Origin of the sequence: Thiospirillum jenense (assembly GCF_014145225.1) — a bacterium.
GTDB lineage: Bacteria > Pseudomonadota > Gammaproteobacteria > Chromatiales > Chromatiaceae > Thiospirillum > Thiospirillum jenense.
In genome coordinates, this window is the sequence record NZ_JABVCQ010000114.1 from 1 (window position 1) to 481 (window position 481).

Sequence of the window (481 nt, forward strand, 5' to 3'; positions counted from 1 at the left end):
ATACACTCTAACCCATCTTCAAGCGGCATGGTTATCCACTCATTCATCACTCATTCCCCCGCCAATTACACTCGAATCACCGCATCCCGATTACGCATACGCCAACCGTCGCCCTTTCGGTTCGGGCACCGGATCGCCAAACTCAATCGCCGTATCAATCCACAGTTGCCCCGCATCTATAAGATTGGCCAACGCCGCCTGATAGGTATCACCGTGCGCCATGCAGCCGGGTAACTCGGGTATCTCACCGACAAATGCTTGGTCGGCTTCACTCCAGAAAATGATGGTTTCGTATTTGAAAATTAGCGCCGTAACACCCTCTTTCACTCATAGTGATACCGACAAGCAATAATGACCACTGAATCACCCTCACACTTATAAACCAGCCGATGCTCATTCGTGATCCGCCGCGACCAGTAGCCTTGCAGCTCGTGTTTCAAAGGCTCGGGCTTGCCCAGTCCCTGATACGGTTGCCACATAT

The 481-nt window shown here is 51.8% G+C and carries 2 protein-coding genes; both read right to left on the reverse strand.

Annotated features, from left to right (window positions below; genetic code table 11):
* Nucleotides 1-90: 90 nt before the first annotated feature.
* On the reverse strand, nucleotides 91-327 hold the full coding sequence (locus HUK38_RS14765; protein WP_338065436.1) for a type II toxin-antitoxin system HicB family antitoxin: 237 nt from the start codon (nucleotides 325-327) through the stop codon (nucleotides 91-93).
* Nucleotides 324-481, reverse strand: a 158-nt coding sequence (locus tag HUK38_RS14770; RefSeq protein WP_182585063.1) for a Txe/YoeB family addiction module toxin, incomplete at its 5' end; no start/stop codon positions are given. The genes HUK38_RS14770 and HUK38_RS14765, both read right to left, overlap by 4 nt.